Source organism: Streptomyces sp. MUM 203J, from assembly GCF_022414595.1.
In the GTDB taxonomy this organism is placed as follows: domain Bacteria; phylum Actinomycetota; class Actinomycetes; order Streptomycetales; family Streptomycetaceae; genus Streptomyces.
Window position 1 is genome coordinate 44,125 of the sequence record NZ_JADWYO010000003.1, and the last position, 16,427, is coordinate 60,551.

General features: G+C 72.7%; 12 protein-coding genes. All 12 read right to left on the reverse strand.

Annotated elements, in window-relative coordinates; translation table 11 throughout:
- Positions 1-54: 54 nt before the first annotated feature.
- Positions 55-1,413 carry a PLP-dependent aminotransferase family protein gene (locus I3F58_RS02945; RefSeq protein WP_240106570.1) on the reverse strand — a complete coding sequence of 453 codons (1,359 nt, stop codon included), beginning with the start codon at positions 1,411-1,413 and terminating at the stop codon, positions 55-57.
- Positions 1,410-2,759, reverse strand: coding sequence for an MFS transporter (locus tag I3F58_RS02950; protein WP_240106571.1), 1,350 nt, complete (start codon positions 2,757-2,759; stop codon positions 1,410-1,412). The genes I3F58_RS02945 and I3F58_RS02950 overlap by 4 nt, the downstream gene beginning before the upstream one ends.
- Positions 2,756-5,380: an ATP-grasp domain-containing protein gene (locus I3F58_RS02955; RefSeq protein ID WP_240106572.1), complete on the reverse strand. Its 2,625-nt coding sequence runs from the start codon at positions 5,378-5,380 to the stop codon at positions 2,756-2,758. The genes I3F58_RS02950 and I3F58_RS02955 overlap by 4 nt, the downstream gene beginning before the upstream one ends.
- 71 nt (positions 5,381-5,451) lie before the next feature.
- On the reverse strand, positions 5,452-6,714 hold the full coding sequence (locus tag I3F58_RS02960; RefSeq protein ID WP_240106573.1) for an acetyl-CoA carboxylase biotin carboxylase subunit family protein: 1,263 nt from the start codon (positions 6,712-6,714) through the stop codon (positions 5,452-5,454).
- Entirely contained in the window at positions 6,711-8,018 is a 1,308-nt protein-coding gene (locus tag I3F58_RS02965; RefSeq protein WP_308354943.1) for an amidohydrolase, read from the reverse strand. The genes I3F58_RS02960 and I3F58_RS02965 overlap by 4 nt, the downstream gene beginning before the upstream one ends.
- Entirely contained in the window at positions 7,987-9,342 is a 1,356-nt protein-coding gene (locus I3F58_RS02970) for an MFS transporter (RefSeq protein ID WP_240106574.1), read from the reverse strand. Before I3F58_RS02970 ends, I3F58_RS02965 begins: the two co-directional genes overlap by 32 nt.
- On the reverse strand, positions 9,339-10,028 hold the full coding sequence (locus I3F58_RS02975; protein WP_240106575.1) for a hypothetical protein: 690 nt from the start codon (positions 10,026-10,028) through the stop codon (positions 9,339-9,341). The genes I3F58_RS02970 and I3F58_RS02975 overlap by 4 nt, the downstream gene beginning before the upstream one ends.
- 33 nt (positions 10,029-10,061) lie before the next feature.
- Complete coding sequence (locus tag I3F58_RS02980; RefSeq protein ID WP_240106576.1) at positions 10,062-11,414, reverse strand: diaminobutyrate--2-oxoglutarate transaminase family protein; 1,353 nt, start codon at positions 11,412-11,414, stop codon at positions 10,062-10,064.
- A gap of 4 nt (positions 11,415-11,418) precedes the next feature.
- Positions 11,419-13,800, reverse strand: a complete 2,382-nt coding sequence (gene hypF, locus I3F58_RS02985; protein ID WP_240106577.1) for a carbamoyltransferase HypF — start codon at positions 13,798-13,800, stop codon at positions 11,419-11,421.
- A gap of 30 nt (positions 13,801-13,830) precedes the next feature.
- Positions 13,831-14,859 carry a hydrogenase expression/formation protein HypE gene (gene hypE / locus I3F58_RS02990; protein ID WP_240106578.1) on the reverse strand — a complete coding sequence of 343 codons (1,029 nt, stop codon included), beginning with the start codon at positions 14,857-14,859 and terminating at the stop codon, positions 13,831-13,833.
- A gap of 29 nt (positions 14,860-14,888) precedes the next feature.
- A complete protein-coding gene (locus I3F58_RS02995; protein WP_240106579.1) occupies positions 14,889-15,473 on the reverse strand; it encodes a cysteine hydrolase family protein in 585 nt (194 codons plus the stop codon).
- Positions 15,474-15,713: 240 nt separating this feature from the next.
- Positions 15,714-16,301: a GNAT family N-acetyltransferase gene (locus I3F58_RS03000; RefSeq protein ID WP_240106580.1), complete on the reverse strand. Its 588-nt coding sequence runs from the start codon at positions 16,299-16,301 to the stop codon at positions 15,714-15,716.
- Positions 16,302-16,427 lie beyond the last annotated feature (126 nt).

Consider the following 16,427-nt stretch of genomic DNA (forward strand, 5'->3'; position numbering starts at 1 on the left):
GTCGTCCTTGCTCCTTGGTCGTCGGGGGGGAAGGGGAGGCGGAGGCGCCTCTCTTCAGGAGGCCTCCGCCCGTGCCTTCTCGAAGGCCACGGCCAGGCGGGCCACGGCCTCGTGGCGCTGCTCCTCGTCGAGCGTGGCGAAGGACAGCCGCAGGGAGCGGGTGCCGTCCTGTTCGATGCAGAAGGGCGTGCCCGGCACGATCGCCACTCCCTCCGCGCGGGCGTGGGCGTGAAGGCGGTCCGAGGTCACGCGGGGATCGTCGACGGAACACCAGAAGAACAGGCCGCCGCGCGGCTCGTCGAAGGCGATCCACGGCAGCCGCCGGCGCAGCAGCGACGCCGTCGTCCGGGCCCTGTGCCCGTACAGGGACCGCAGCCGGTCCAGGTGGGCGGGGAGGAAGGCCGGGTCGGACAGCAGCTCGGCCACCACGTACTGGCCGAGGCTGTTGGTCTGCAGGTCGCAGGACTGCTTGGCGGCCGACAGTTCACCGAACAGCCCCTCGGGGGCGACCAGCCCGGCCACCCGCAGCCCCGGGCAGAGCGTCTTCGAGAGGCTCATGAGCCGCACCACCCGGCCGCTGTGGACGTCCACCGACGGCAGTCGCCCGCCGGTGAAGGCCAGATCGCCGTACGGGTCGTCCTCGGCCACCAGGAACCCGTACCGCTCTGCCAGCGCGGCGAGGCGCCGCCGCCGTTCCTCGGAGAGGACGCCCCCCGTCGGGTTGTGGAACTGGGGAACCACATAGACCAGTTTCGGCCGCTCGCCCGCGGCGAGCCGCTCTTCGAGCACGTCGACGCGCATCCCCTCCCGGTCGGTGGGGACGGGCAGCAGCCGGGCCCCGGCGCGGCGGAAGAGCTGTACCGCGCCCAGGTATCCGGGGTCGTCCAGGGCCACCGCGTCGCCCTCGTCGAGCACCGTCCTGGCCAGCAGGTCGAGCCCCTGCTGGCTGCCCGAGGTGATCAGCACCCGTTCCGGCCCCACCGGTGCGCCCGTCTCCCCGGCCCGGACCGCCAGGGCGCGCCGCATCTGCGGGACGCCCTCGCTCGGGGCGTACTGGAGGGCGGCGGTGGCGGAACGGGCGAACACACGCTCGGCCGCCGCGGAGAGCCGGTCCGTGGGGAAGCTGTCCGGTGCCGGAATGCCCCCGGCCATGGACAGGACGCCGGGAGTGTTCGCCGCCGCCAGGATCCGGCCGATCGCGTCGGACCGGCCCCAAGCCGTCCGCCGCGCCAGCAGCCCGCCGAAGCCGGCTGCCGTGCCCCCGCCCCCGCCGTCCGCCGCGTGCGGAGCTGCCTCGCAGCCGTCCGGGGCGCCTTTGCCGGTGCTGTCCGTCGTGCCTCGGGCTCCGCCCGCGTCGGCTGTGGGCCGTTCCGGGCCGAAGCCGTTCGTCGCGCCTCCGCCGCCGTCTGTCACATCTCCGCCCTCGCCTCGGCCGTCGCGGGCCGTGCGCCGATCTGCGGGGGGAAGTCCTTCAGCCGCCACACCGGGGAGGCGAGCACCACCAGCACGGCCGACAGGAAGGCTCCCGCGGTGACGAACAGGGTCTCGCGCAGACCGATCACGTCCCCGAGCCAGCCGCCGATCAGTGCGCCGAGCGGCAGGGTGCCCCAGGAGACGAAGCGGTATCCCGCGTTCATCCGGCCGAGCAGCTCGTCCGGGGTGATCGACTGGCGGAGGCTGATGACGTGGATGTTGGCGATCGTGCCGCCCGCCCCGATCATGGCGAACGCGAGCACGAACAGCGCCAGCGAACCCGGCGAGCCGTTCGCCGGGGCGAGCGGAATGATCACGGGTGCAAGGCAGCACAGCAGCAGTGCGGTCAGGATGGCCGCACCGAGACCGAGAACCTGCTTCAGCTGCCGGGCCACCAGCGAGCCGGCCAGCGAACCGACCGCTCCGGTGCCCAGCAGCAGCCCGATCATGCCGGGAGACAGCTCAAGGCGCCGGGCCGCGTACAGCACGAACACCGTCTGCAGCGACATCCAGCACAGGTTGTACAGCCCCGACTGGAGCGCGCAGGCGCGCAGGTGCGCGCTGTCCCAGATGATCCGCACGCCGTCCCCGACGCTCTTCCACAGCCCGGTCTGCCGCTCGGGCGGGGCAGGCTGCGGCTCGGGCCGCCGGATCGTCACGAGGGTGATCACGGAAACCAGGTAGGACACGCCGTTGATGAGCAGCGCGAACGGCGCGGTGACCCAGCCGATCAGCAGGCCCGCCAGCCCCGGCCCGCCGATCTGGGCCAGTGAACTGGTGCCCTGCAGCTTGCTGTTGCCCTCCACCAGGTGTTCTTTGCCGATGAGGGTCGGCAGATAGGACTGGTAGGCCACGTCGAAGACGACGGTGAGCGCTCCGATGAACAGCGCGGCCACGTACACGAACTCGATGCGCAGCAGGTCCAGGACGGCGAGCAGCGGCACCGCGGTGACAAGCAGTGCCCGCACCGCGTTGGCCATGATCATCAGCGGGCGCCGCCGGACCCGGTCCACCCATACGCCGACGAGCAGGGTGACCAGCAGGAACGGGGCGTAGGAGGCGGCGTTGACCAGACCCACCTGCGAGGAGCTGGCCTCCAGGGCGAGCACGGCGGTCAGCGGCAGGGCCAGCAGGGTGACCTGGGCGCCTACCTGGGAGATCGCCTCCCCGGTCCAGAACTTCATGAACTCGGCGTCCCGCCAGAGCGCGCCGCCCCTCCGCGTCCCCGGCGCGCCCGCCGCGGGTGCCGCCTCGTCCGGGGTCTCCTTGGTGCCGGAGCCGCTCACCGGGCCTCCGCCTCTCCGTCGGCGGCCTCGGCAACGTGGAAGGCACAGCCGATCTGGGCACCGCGCAGCATGGAGACGATGCCCACCGCCGGGTCGGTGACCCCGCGGGCCAGGGTGCCCGCGTACCGGCCGTCGACCATCAGCGTGCCGTAGGCGACGGCCATGTCCTCGGTGGTGACGCCGTCGTCGGACAGGAAGCGCTCGACGGTCGGCAGCAGCCGCTGCTGGAGCACGAACGGGCCGTCGACCGCCTGCTGCAGCCGCTCCACCCACTCCTTCTGGCCGGTGGTCCAGCCGGGGGTGACGCCGACCCCGCCGTAGAGCAGCGTGGGCTTGAGGACGAGCCGGTCCTTGTTGGCGACCGCGTACGGCAGCAGGTCGATCCGCTCGCCGTCCATGGTGACCTTCTCGTCACGTACGAAGCGGGTCCAGGGCAGGATGCGGTCGACGAGGGCGCGCTCCTCCTCGGTGAGGGACGCGCGGTTGCGCTCGTCACTCAGCATGGCCAGGCTGCCCTTGTTGCCGTACAGCTCGCAGTCGAGCGGCGCGAACAGCTCGACGCCGCCCGCCTCGACGGCGTCCAGGAGCGGGTTGACCAGCTCGTACGTGCGGGGCTCGTCCGGCATCTCCCCGGGCAGGAACATCCGGTACACGACGTCCACCCGGCGGCCCTGGTACAGGACCCGGCCGTCCTCGTACGTGAAGTCGCCCAGGTGGCAGACGACCGGCTCGAAGCCGAGCGCCTCGAAGGCGGGAACCACGAACTCCATCCAGCACCTGGAGTTCTCGAAGCCGTCGGGCCAGTCGGTGATCGCGAGCAGCGGGCGCTCGATCCCGGCCAGTGACGGAGCCTGACGGCGCAGCACGTCCGTGATGCGGGCGAGCGGGTCGGGATGGACGAGGTTCTCCTCGGCCGCGAACGCCGCGAACTCCTCGTCCCCGACCAGCGCGCGAGCGAACTCGCCCATCTGCCAGCCGCCCAGTGAGGAACCGGTGTTGAGTTCCATCACCCGGAACCCGCCGGTCTCGCGGTACAGGTCGGCGCGGGAGAGCGGTGCCAGCTCCGGGGAGGCGCCGCGCAGCACCAGTTCGGTCTGGGTCCCGCTCATGCCCACCGCACGGGCGAAGGCCCGCAGGTCGCCGTCGAAGAGCCGGTGCGGCACGGCCTTCAGCAGCTCGAACAGGCCGTTCAGATCGCGCTCCAGTCCGGCCACGTCCTCGGCACTGAGGAACACGGGCCGGTTGAGGCCCTCGCCGCCGCCGGCGCCGTAGCGGAACCACTCCACCCCGCGCACCCCCGAGACCGTCATGCGACGGGCCGTGCGCTCGTGGTCGAAGAAGCGCCGGGTGACGGGGTTCTCCACACGGGCGCCCAGCCTGTGCGCCTCCGCCCCGGTCACCTCGACGCGGGAGCGGCCCTCCGCCCGGTCCAGGGTCCCGCGGGTGTCGGCCGGGGTGTCCCCCACAGCGAGGAGCGCCCCGTAGCGCGGTGTCAGGCCGCGCGGCGGGAGCTGGAGCTCGTCGCCGGGCGCGGCCAGCGCGAACGACTCGGCCAGGCCGTCGGCCTCGCTCGGCTCGGGCAGCACGACCCGGTCGACGGTGCCGTCGTGGGCCGGGTACAGGAAGCGGATCTCGGCGCTCAGGGAGCGGGTGGGGGTGAGGTCGGGGGTGCGTTCGAAGGCGATCTCGGCAGCGGCGCGGGCGAGGTCGACGCCGGTGGCGAGCTGGTGCAGATGCGGGATGAGGTCGCCGCCGAGCCGTCCGTTCAGCTCGATCAGGCGCGGGCCGTCAGGGCTGAGGCGCACCTCGGTGTGGGTGACGCCGTAGTCGACGCCGACCGCCCGGTGGGCGCTCCGGACGAGTTCGGTGACCGCGTCCGCCCACGGCTCGTGCTGCCAGGCGGTGACGAGGTGGCCGACCTCCTCGAAATACGGGTGGGGGCCGAGTCGCTTGCGGGCCACGCACACCGGGGTGGCGGTGCCGTCCACCACGACGCTGTCGATGCTCAGTTCCGGCCCCTCGACGAACTCCTCGACCAGAACGGTGTCGGCCGTTCCGGCGCCCTGGAGCCGGCTGCCGTGCGCGAGCTGGTAGGCCCTGCGCAGCTCGTCGGCATCCCGCGCGATCATGACGCCGAAGCTGCCGCCGAGAGTGCGGGGCTTGACGACGACGGGGAACCCGATGGACTCCGCGGCGGCCAGCGCCTCGTCCTCGCTGGTCGCGGGAGCGTGCCGGACGGCGGCCATTCCCGCGGCCTCGAACGCCTGGCGGGCGGCGTACTTGTCCCGGCAGATCCGGGCCGCGGCCGGGTCCATGGCCCGCAGCCGCAGCTTGGCGGCCACCGCGGAGACGGCGGTGAGCGACCATTCGTCCCAGGTGAGCACGGCCGCTTCGGCCACCTCGCCGCGCAGGTCCGCGACGGCGGGGAACAGCTTGGCGGCGTCCGTGGTGTCAGCGATCCGATGGGTCTCGACGTACCGGGCCTGCCAGGTGGGCGCCTCGGGGGCGACGAGCGTGACCTCGTACCGCGCGGCGAGCGAGGCGAGGGCGTACTCGCGGTACTGGCGTATGCGGCTGCCGACCAGGATGACGCGCGGGCGTTCGGGGGTGTTGACGGACACGGTGGGTTCCTTTCCGGATCGGGGCCTCTGTGGCCGGCCCCGTGAAGACAGGTGGTTCGGGCGGTGCGCGGTCATGCCTCGTCGTGCGGGTCCAGCGGTGCGCAGGTCAGCCGGAAACCGTCGGCGGCGGCCCTGACGGCCTGCTCCACGGCGGCGGTGGACGGGCCGCGGAACCGGAACCGGGTGCCCACGTGCTCGTAGCCGCCGGCCTGCGGCACCTTCTCGCCCACGGGGACGTGCAGGACCGCGTACGGCGCCAGACCCTCGGGCGGTGGCACCGTCCACCCGGCGCTCTCCACCAGGCAGGGAGCGGGCAGCGGCAGTGGCAGCAGCAGATAGCCGCCGACCTCGCCGGTCTTCGGCGCGGGCAGCACCGGCGCGCGGCCGAGCTGGATGTCGGCCGCCGCCGCCATGAGGTCGACGCCGTGCACATCGCGCCAGGTGAAGGGGATCTCCCCGCCGCCCACCCGGGCTCCGCACTCCAGGAAGACCAGGGAGGGACCACCGTCCGGGCCGTCGGTGACGAAGGCCTCCAGGTGGAACACCCACGGGCGCCTGCCGCCCAGCGCGGGCCCGACGGCGGTCGCGAACCTCTCCACGGCCGCCAGCAACGCGGGGTCGTCCTCCTCGACCGAGCCCAGCCAGCTGCCCTGGGTGAAGTCGGCGCAGGTGCCGCCCACATAGCGGGAGGCGGTCCAACCGCCGAGCGTGCCGCCCTCCCAGAGACCGTCGATGTGCAGGATCGGCGCGTCGACGTACGACTGGACGAGGTGCGGCTCCGCCGCCAGGTCCGCGGCCAGGGAGGGCGACCGGTCCAGGTCGGCCTCCGAGTCCAGCCGTACGACGCCACGGCTCGCCGTCCCCCGGCGCGGTTTGACGACCAGGGGCCAGCCGTGGGCGCGGCCGAACTCCCTGACCGCCTCGGGGGAGGGAGCGGGTGCGAAGCCGGGCACGGCCAGCCCGGCCGCGGCGGCGGTCCGGCACATCAGCAGCTTGTCGCGGAAGACCGCCAGCTCCTCGGGGGTCTGCCCGGGGACGCCGAACTCCTCGCGGAGCAGGGCCGCCGTGTCCAGGTCGCCCTCGTTGAGCGCGATCAGCCGCTGCGGGGCGCCGAACCGGGTGGTGAGCGAGGCGACGGCCGAGCGCACCACGGTCAGGTCCTCGGTGGAACCGACGGTGACGACGGCAGCCGCGTCCGCGGGGACGGAGGCGAGCCCCAGCTCCGTGGAGACGTAGCTGACCCGGTGGGTCCGGTGGTCGAGGTACTCGGCGTACCGGGCGTGGGTGTCCCGCCACCGGTGCAGGACCGTCACATGCGGCAGTTCGGAGGTCATGCCGTGGCGTCCCCCGCCGTACCGGTCGCGCCCTCCGCCGCTTCGGCGGACAGCCAGGACAGGGCGGCGGCCGTCATCGACCGGATGCCCGTGTCCAGGGCGGGGCCGGCGAGCGGCGCGAACGAGGACGAGTGGTTCTGAGGGACGTCCTCGTCCAGTCGGCCGGCCGCGAACGCGGCGGTGAACACCTCCGGGTCCAGCCCGCCCCAGAACCAGTACACCGACGGCACCTGTGCGGCCGTGGCGAGGATGCCGAAGTCCTCGCTGGCGGTCGTCGGGCCCATCTCCATCACCGCGCCCTCACCGAAGGCCCGGCGGTGCGCGTCGGCCACCCGGCGCGCCGCCTCGGTGTCGTTGACCGTCATCGGCAGGTGGTACACGGAAGTGATCTCCGGGTCCGCGGTCGCGCCCGCCGCGGCCGACTCCGCCTTCGCCAGGCGCTCGATAGCCGAGACCACCTTGCGGCGTACCGGCTCGGAGCCGGTGCGGACGTTGATGCCCAGCTCCGCCGTGTCCGGGATGACCGCGGCCGTCGTGCCCGCGTGCAGCTTCCCCACGGTCACCACGACCGGCTCCTGCGCGGAGGTCTCCCGCGAGACGACCGTCTGGAGCCGCATCACGAGAGAGGCCGCCATGACCACCGGGTCCACCGTCGCCTCGGGCTTGGAGCCGTGCCCGCCCCGGCCGAAGAGCCGCACGGTGATGGAGTCGGTGGCGCCCATCACCGTGCCCGGGCAGGTGGCGATCAGCCCCACCGGGCCGGGCCCCACGTGCTGCCCCAGCAGCACGTCCGGGCGCGGGAACCGCTCGAAGAGGCCGTCGTCGACCATGGCCCGGGCCCCGTAGCCGCTCTCCTCCCCCGGCTGGAAGACGGCGACCACCGTGCCGCGCCAGGCGTCGGTGCGCGCGGCGAACAGCGCACACGCGCCGAGCAGCGCCGCCACGTGCAGATCGTGGCCGCAGGCGTGCATCACCGGCACCTCGGCGCCCGCGTCGTCGGTGGCGGTCACCTCACTCGCGTACGGCAGGCCCGTGGCCTCCTTCACCGGCAGGGCGTCCATGTCGGCGCGCAGCATCACCACGGGGCCGTCGCCGTTGCGCAGTACACCGACCACGCCGGTCCGCCCGACCCCGGTCGTGACCTCCCAGCCGCCCTGCGCGGCGAGCCGCTCCGCCACCAGCGCCGCAGTCCGCTTCTCCTGGAAGGCGAGTTCGGGATGGGCGTGCAGGTCGCGGTAGTCGGCCTCCAGCCCCGGCAGCAGCGAGCCGAGGTCATCGAACAGCGGCGTTGGCATCGACGTCATGGTGTTCTTCTCCAGGGTGAGGGGTTACGGGAACGGGGTGCTCGTCCACACCCCACGAGGCGAGCAGCGCCCCGGCACAGGCCAGCGCCGGCCACCAGGGGACCCAGTGACCGTGGCCGGCCGAACGCAGCAGCTCCGCGAGCATGGGGAAGGTCCCGCCGAACAGGCTGATCGCGAGGGCGGCGGGCAGCCCCACCGCGACGGCCCGTACCGCGGGCGGGAAGAGCCGCCCGGCGAAGACGTTGCTCACCGCCAGCGGCAGGCCCAGCAGGAACAGCAGGGCCACCGTCACCAGGACCACCGGCACCCGGCCGGCCGCCATCCCGTACAGCAGCGGCAGGGAGCCGAACGCCAGGCCGGCGAAACCGGTACGCAGCACCGGCAGCGCCCCGAAGCGGTCGGCCGCTCTGCCCGCCGCGAGCATCCCGACGAGCAGCGCCACCATCCCGGACAACAGCGCCCCGGACGCCTCCGCCTTGGAGGCTGCTCCCGTTCCCTCGGCGTAGGCCGGGAAGTCGACGGTGACGAAGTAGAAGACGGTGGTCGCGCCCGAGGTGATCGCGAACACCACGGTGAGGCGGCCCAGATGAGCCCGCAGCACAGGCCACGGGCGTGGCGCCGTTCCCCCGGCCTTCCGGCTGGAGGCGGTGAACACCTCGCTCTCGGCCGCACCGCGCCGGATCCACAGCGCCGTCAGTCCCAGCAGCGCCCCGAAGACGAACGCCCACCGCCAGGCGCCGCCTTCCACGCCCGCCTCACCGAACACGCCCAGCAGCACGGTGAGGACCACGAAGGACAGGGCGCTGCCCAGTACCACGCCGCCGTAGGAGACCGCGCTGTAGAAGTAGCGGCGGCTCTCCGGGGCGGTCTCGGTCACGTAGGCGGCGGCCGTGGGATTCTCCGCCCCCACCGAGAGGCCCTGCACCAGACGGGCGGCGACCACGAGCAGCGGGGCGGCCAGACCGATCGTGGCGTAGCCGGGCACCACCGCCACCAGCAGTGAACCGGCCGCGATGAGCCCGACGGTCAGGGTCAGCCCGTACCGGCGGCCCCGGGTGTCGGTGAGCCTGCCGATCAGCACGCTGCCGAGCGGACGCACCAGGAAGCCGAGCGCGAACCCCAGGTAGGCGGCGATCAGTTTCGCGGTGGGGGAGGAGCCGGGGAACAGCTGCTCCGCGAAGTACGGGGCGAGGATGCCGTAGACGGTCCAGTCGTACGCCTCCACGACCGACCCGACACTCGCCGCGGCAAGCTCCCGCCGCGAATGCCGCGCCGGCTCCGCGCCCGTGTCCGTGCCGGCGGCACGGGGTTCGGTGGCGGTCATCCGGTCACCCCGTACACCCGCAGCAGCTGTCCGTCGGAGGACGGCACCGCATGCAGGCGGGTCCCCGTGGCGGGCAGGGCGTCCAGGGCGGTGAGGCCGGTCAGTTCGGGTAGTCCGGCCTTCGACAGAGCCTCGGCCGCCGGACCGGAGGACCGGGTGCCGTCCGTGGCCAGCAGGGCCGCGCCCCGGTCCGCCAGGAGGGCGACCGCGTCTTCGGTGAGGCAGCCACTTCCGGGGCGGCCGGTGTGGACCACCACGGCGTGGCCGCTCAGGTCGAACGGGGCGAGTGCCAGGCGGTCGGCCACCGGCTCGGCGGAACCGAGCAGGCGGACGAGGGCGACGGGCAGGCCGACCAGCGCGGACAGGGCCGGGGGCGCCGCGCCCGGCCAGGCCGCACGGGTCGCCGGGCCGGTCAGGTCGACCGTGCACGGGCCGGAGCCGCCCGTTCCCGTGTTCCTCGACCCCTTGTGCGGTTCCCGGATCAGCTCCTTGCGCGTGACGGACGTGCTCCCGGCCATCAGCAGACCCAGGTGGCGCACGAGCAGTTCACCCAGCTCGGCGTCATCGATGTGGTCACCGGGGATGTCCAGGCGGAAGCCCTCCGTGCTGAGCGAACCGCCGTTGGCGAACTCCACCCGCGCGTCGAAGTCGACCCGCCACTGGGCCGGTTCCTGACCCGTCGTCATCTCTCGTCCTCATGTGTCTGTGTCGCGCGCCGGTCACGCGCAGTCGGACAGGGCCTTCTCCAGGGCGGTGGCCACGTCCCGCAGCTCGTCCTCGGAGACGACCAGGGGCGGCAGCAGCCGCAGTACCGCACCGTGCCGCCCACCGGACTCCAGCAGCAGCCCGTGGTCCAGACAGGCCCGCTTGATCCGCCGGGCCCGGTCGCCGTCGGCGGGCCTCGCCCCCAGGGAGTCCGCGGGCGCGTCCGGGTCGACGATCTCGATGCCCCACATCAGGCCGCGTCCGCGGACCTGACCGATCTCCGGGCGGCGCGCCGCCAGCTCGCCCAGCAGGCCGCCGAGCAGCCGGCCCTTGGCGGCGGCCTTCTCGACCAGGCCCTCGGAGTCCATGACGCCGAGCCCGGCCGCGCCCGCGACCAGGGCGATCTGGTTGCCGCGGAAGGTGCCCGCGTGGGCGCCCGGCCGCCAGGCGTCGTACCGCGAGTGGTACAGGAGCAGCGACAGGGGGAATCCGCCGCCGACGGCCTTGGAGACCAGGACCGCGTCGGGCTCGATACCGGCCTCCTCGAAGGCCCACATGGTCCCGGTGCGGCCGAACCCGGCCTGGATCTCGTCGAGCACCAGGGGGATGTCCAGACGCGCGGTGATCTCCCGCAGCCCGCGCAGCCAGCGCGCCGGTGCCGGGATCACCCCGCCCTCGCCCTGCACGGCCTCCACGAAGACGGCCGCCGGCCGGGTGATGCCGCTCTCCGGGTCGGTGAGCAGGCGTTCCAGGTAGGCCAGACCGACGTCCACACCCTGCTCCCCGCCGAGTCCGAACGGGCAGCGGTAGTCGTAGGGGTACGGCAGGTGGTGCACGTCCGGCATGAGCGACGGCACCGGTTCCTTGGCGCTCAGATTGCCCGTCAGGGCCAGGGCTCCCGAGGTCATCCCGTGGTAGGCGCCGTGGAAGGAGAGGACCGTGCGGCGGCCGGTCGCGGTCTTGAACAGCTTCACCGCGGCCTCGGTGGCGTCCGCGCCCGCCGGGCCGCAGAACTGCGTCCTGAAGGTGTCCGCCATCGTGCCGGGCAGGTGCCGGTAGAGCGCCGAGAGGAACCCGTACTTCGCGGGCGTGGTCAGGTCCAGCGCCTGCTGTACCTGGCCGGACTCCAGATACGCGCGCACCCGTCGGAGCACTTCGGGGTGGTTGTGGCCGAGAGCCAGGGTGCCCGCCGCAGCCAGGCAGTCCAGGTACCAGCGTCCGTGGCCGTCGCGGACGCGGGCGCCCCGTCCCTCCTCCAGGACCTGCCCGAAGGCGGTCGCGTAGGTCCGGGCACCGGATTCGCGGTCCCGGACGTACGCGTACATCTCATCCGCTGTGGGCGCGGCGTTCACGAGAGGGGTGGTCACGTCATCACTTCCCGGAAGGGGTACGGGCGTCCGCGACCATCACCTGACCGAGGGCGATGCCCCCGTCGTTGGTCGGGACCTGCCGGTGGACGTAGGTGTCGAAACCGTCGGCGGTCAGCCCGGTCAGACAGTTGAGCAGCAGGAACTCGTTGAGGAACACGCCGCCGGAGAGCACCACCTGGTTCACCCCGGTCCGCTCGCGGACCGCCGCGCAGTGTTCGCGGACCATGTCCACCACGGCGGTGTGGAAGCGCCGGCTGACCGTCGTGACCGGCACGCCCGCGGCGAGGTCCGCGGCCATGGCCCGGATCACCGGCCGCGGGTCCGCCTCGGTCATCCCGTCGGGCGCGTCCGTGGGACCGGCGGCGTCCGCCGCCTGGAGGACGCGGCTCGCGAAGCGGTACGCCGGGTCCTGAGCCGGGTCCCGTTCCAGCAGGCCCTCCAGCTCGATCGGGCCCTGGGCCTCGTACTCGGCAGTCGAGCACACGCCGGCCAGCGCGGCGGCGCCGTCGAACAGCCGGCCCATGCTGGAGGTGAGCGGGGAGTTGACCGACCGCTCGGCCATCGTGGCGTACACATGCCGCCGCTGCTCGTCGAGTGCGGTGAGAGCGGGGAAGGCCGCCACGGCCTGTTCCCGGTCGCCGTCGAAGGCGTCCAGGGCCAGGGCGTAGCCCGTACGAAGGGGTTCGCGCACGGCCTGGTCGCCGCCGATCAGCGGCAGTCGGCGCAGCCGGGCCACGCGCCGGTAGGAGGCGAAGTCCCCGAGCAGGAACTCCCCGCCCCACACGGTGCCGTCCTCACCGAAGCCGAAGCCGTCGAAGACCACGCCGAGTGTGGTGCCGGTGACCTGGTTCTCGGCCATGCAGGAGGCCATGTGGGCGTGGTGGTGCTGCACCTCGACGGTCAGACCTTCGCCGTCCTCCGTGACCGCCGCCCGGGTGGAGCGGAACTGCGGGTGCAGGTCGTGGGCGGTGATCCGGGGAGTGAGGGAGTAGAGCCGGGCGAGGTGGCGGGCGGTGCGGCGGTGCGAGGCGAAGGTCTCGTCGTTCTTCAGGTCGCCGATGTGCTGGCTGAGGAAGACCTGGGAGCCGTTGGTCAGCGCCACCGTCGTCTTCAGCTCCGCGCCGAGGGCGACGACGGGCGCCACCTCCCGGCCCACCTGCACCGGGTACGGGGCGTAACCGCGGGCCCGGCGGACGAACTGGAGCAGTGGCCGGTCGAGTCGCTCGTGGACGGAGAGGCGCACCACCGAGTCGTCCACCCGGATCTCGATGTCCCGGTCGTGGTAGAGGATGACGTCAGCGATGCCGAAGAGCTGCGCCAGCGCCTCCTCGTTGCGGTAGGCGATCGGATAGCCGGAGATGTTGCCGCTGGTCATCACCAGCGTCTCCAGGCCGGGTTCGTCGAGCAGCAGGTGGTGGTGCGGCGCCGACGGCAGCATGATCCCCAGGTTGGGGTTGCGGGGTGCCACGGACTCCGGGAGGGCGCCGGGCCGCTTGCGGGCGAGCAGGATCGGCCGGGCCGGTGAACGCAGGACGTCGATCTCGTCCTCCGACAGCACCGTGAGGCGCTGCGCGGTGGCCAGGTCCCGGACCATCACCGCGAAGGGCTTGGAGTCGCGGCGCTTGCGGCGCCGCAGCAGGGACACGGCCTCCTCCCGGCCGGCGTCCACCGCGAGATGGAAGCCGCCGACGCTCTTGATCGCCGCGATCCCTCCGTTCGCGAGGACCTCGGCGGCCCGCCGCAGAGCCGTGTCGCCCTCGACGGTCGTTCCCCCGCGGTCGGTGAGCAGCAGCCGGGGTCCGCAGTCGGGGCAGGCGTTCGGCTGTGCGTGGTAGCGCCGGTCCAGCGGGTCCTCGTACTCGGCCTTGCAGGCGGCGCACATGGTGAAGGTGGCCATCGTGGTCATCGGCCGGTCGTAGGGCAGGTCCCTGATGATGGAGTAACGCGGTCCGCAGTTGGTGCAGTTGATGAACGGATAGCGGTGGCGGCGGTCCCCGGGGTCGCGCAGTTCGGCCTGGCAGTCGGCGCAGACGTGGGTGTCGGCGGGGATCAGCGCGGAGCGGGCCCCGGAGTGCTCACTGTGGACGATCGTGAAGGGGCCCGCGGGCACGCTGCCCGCGGGCAGCCCCTCGGTCACCTGGACCCCGTCGACCTTCGCGAGTGCCGGAGCGCGGTCCCGGAGCGCGGCCGCGAACACGGCGAGGTCGGCGGCAGGGCCGGAGACCTCCACCAGCACCCCTTCGGGGTCGTTGCGGACCCAGCCGGACAGGCCCAGCCCGTGGGCGAGCCGGTAGACGAACGGCCGGTAGCCCACACCCTGGACCACGCCGGTCACCCGCAGCCGCCACTGTCCGACGGCCTGCGGTGAACTCACGGTGCTCATGGCGGTCTCCTCAACTCCTCGGCGGGTGTGTCAGCAGAGCCGTGGCAGCTCGGCACCGAGCAGCTCTTCGAGCTGCGTCTCGCGGCCGTCCGTCTCCCGCAGCAGCACGAGTCCCCCGGTGTCCTCGGTGATCTCCCCGATGGTCACCGCGTGCTCTCCGTAGGGGCCGGAGCGCAGGGCGTCGAGCACGGCGGGCTCGGCGGCCGGGTCGACGAAGAGGGCGAGGCAGCCCTCATTGGCGCAGTGCAGCGGGTTGATGCCGAGCATGTCCGCGGCCATGGCCGTCTCGTGCTGGACGGGCAGGTCGGCCCGCTCTACGCGTACGGTGCGGCCGAGCCGGCCGGCGTACTCGTGGAGGACGGCGGAGAGCCCGCCGCGCGTGACATCACGCATCGAGCGCACGGCACCGGCCGGCGTCCGGTCGAGGACGTTCTCGACGAGGTTGTTCAGCGGCGCGCAGTCGCTGTCGACCCGCTGTTCGAACCCGAGTCCCTCACGGATGGAGAGCAGGTGCACGGTGTGGTTGCCGATGGGGCCGCTGAGGATCACCTTGTCGCCGACGCGTACGTCGGTCATGGACAGCGGCTCCCGCTCGAACACGCCCACACCCGCTGTGTTGAGGTAGATCTGGTCGGCCTCGCCCTTGCGGACGACCTTGGTGTCGCCGCCGACGATCTGCACACCGGCCTCGCGGGCGGTCTCCCGGATCGACACCAGGACCTGCTTGAGCCGCTCGATGGGCAGGCCCGTCTCCAGGATCATGCCGAGGGTGAGGTACCGGGGCCGGGCGCCCGCCACGGCCAGGTCGTTGACCGTGCCGCACACGGCGATCTTGCCGATGTCCCCGTTGCCGAAGAACGGGGGGTCCACGACGAAGGAGTCCGTGGTCATGGCGATCCGGTCGGAGTCGACCTTGAGGACCGCGCTGTCCTCCATGATGCCCACGTAGACGTCACCGAGGGTCTCGGCGATCAGCTGGACCAGTTCCTGGCTCAGCTTCGCTCCGGTGCCGTGGTCGAGGACGATCTCTTCACTGCTGGTGGCCGTGTTCGCAGCCATGGCTGTTCCTTCCGCGGGAGGCGTCACGGTCACGGGGTCTTGATGTCCTTGCGGGGCAGGGAGCCCTCGGCGTCGAGGACGCGCAGCACCTCGGCGGAGTCGGAGACGGTGGCGCAGTAGCCGGCCAGCCACTCCAGAGCGCGGTCCTTGTCGTCCTGGCGGGCGGAGACGACGCAGTCGGAGGGGACCCAGATGTTGTAGCCGCGGAAGAAGGCGTCCGCGGCGGTGGTCTGGACGCAGATCTGGGTCTGCATGCCGGTCACCAGGACGGTGTCGACGCCGAGGGCCTGGAGACGCTCGTGCAGGTCGGTCTCGTAGAAGCCGGAGTCCTTGTTCTTCTCCATGACGACGTCCTCGGGGGCGAGGAACGCCTCGATGATCTCGGCACCCCTGGAGCCGCGCTGCACGGGGAGGTGGCCGTCGTAGCGCTCGGCGTTCGGGTCGTCGGGGTCGTTGACGAGCTGGAGGTGGAAGACGTGGTGGCCGCGCTTGCGCATCTCCTCCAGGAAGGACGTGAAATGCGGGGTGGCGGCGGCGACCGCCTCGACACGCTCGGGGTTCTTCTCGACGAGTTCGTACTGCAGATCGTTGGTCAGTACGGCGATCTTGGACATGGGTGTTCCCTTCGGCGTGACGCTGGGGGGTGGGAGGTGACGGACACGCGCGGCGTGCCGTGCCGACGGCGGGCGGGCACACGGAGGTACCGCGCCGGCGCGGGGTGCCCCGGGAGGATCCTGCGGAGGTCCCGGAGGCACGAGGGCGGCGTCGGAGAGTGCCTGGTGGGAGGCGAGGTGCACCGGTCAGGTGCACGGACGGGCGGGCGGCGTGCGGCCCCCGACCCGTGTGACGGGAGGTCAGCGCACGACGGCGAGGCTCTCCTGCGCGGGCTCGTGCAGCCAGGTGCCGTTGGCCTCGAAGTGGGCCAGGATGTCGGCGATGCGGGCGTACAGGTAGTGGCCGGTGACCGGCTCCAGGCCGTCGACACGGGCGTAGTCGGGCAGTCGGCCGTACTCGTGGAAGCCGAGGCGCTGCCAGAGGCCCACCGGACCGTCGCCGCGGACTTCGAGGGTGATGACCTCGCAGCCCATCTCGCTCGCCTTGCGCAGCGCCTCGGACCAGCCCTCCAGCAGGAACTGTCCGCGGTGGTCGGGGGCGATGACACAGCGGCGCATGTCGACGATGTGCCGGCGGGCGGGCAGCGGGGCGCGGGCGAGGGTGACCATGCCGACGATCCGGTTGTCGTCCTCCGTGCGGACGGTCAGCACGCTGAGGGCGCCCTTACGCAGCTCGGCGTCGAAGGCCCGCATCAGCGGGAGCCCCCTCTCCACGCCGACCGGCTCGTAGAAGCCGAGCGTCTGCTCCTTGACCGCGACGGCGTCCATCAGTTCGATCATTTCGCGCATGTCCTGCTCGGACAGCTCAAGCGGCCATTCGTATCGCATCGGGTCTTCCTGTCATGGACCGGACGGTGGGCAGCCCGACGGGACACCCGGCGCGCTGGTTCTCCCTGTCGTCCACAGGGCCGACGGCCGTGCGGACGACAGGGATCGGGGTGGGCGCCGGGTGGC